Annotated in this window: 1 protein-coding gene; it reads right to left on the bottom strand. The window is 27.7% G+C overall.

The features are described from left to right. The coding region (locus HMPREF2578_RS02245) for a restriction endonuclease subunit S (RefSeq protein ID WP_141743919.1) at nucleotides 1–451 on the bottom strand (451 nt) is incomplete at both ends.

Below are 451 nucleotides of genomic sequence, written 5' to 3'. Positions count from 1 at the left end.
CCATATTAGTAGGAAGATAAAAATTTAATTTTTTTATGTCTGAATTATATAGATGGACTACTGATTTTCCTTGAGCATATTTTGCTAGGTTATACTTACCTTTACCGTTAATATATAAAGAAATAAATCTTCCATCAGAATTAATAGGAGTTATTATATTTAAGTCACCTCCTACTGCTATTTTTACATCAGTATCAATAGCAGTTGCAGTTGCTATATCGATATCTATTTCTCCAGAAGAAGGTATTAAAATCTGATTTCTTTTTGAGAATACCAGTGAATCATTTTGAGTAGAAGTTTTACTATAGACTTTATTTAAGATAGCTCCATACTTAGTATATAATTCACCATATAAAATGCAGGGCTTTCCATTTATATTTAAATCTTTTTTTGATAATGATTTGCCCTTTGAAAATTGAGCTAGGTTTCCTAATTTTTGAAGTTTCCATTC

The organism is Staphylococcus sp. HMSC072H03 (assembly GCF_001809305.1).
GTDB classification, from domain to species: Bacteria; Bacillota; Bacilli; order Staphylococcales; family Staphylococcaceae; genus Staphylococcus; species Staphylococcus hominis.
The sequence above is the reverse complement of the archived record's forward strand: the minus strand, read 5'-3'. Positions and strand labels throughout refer to the sequence as shown.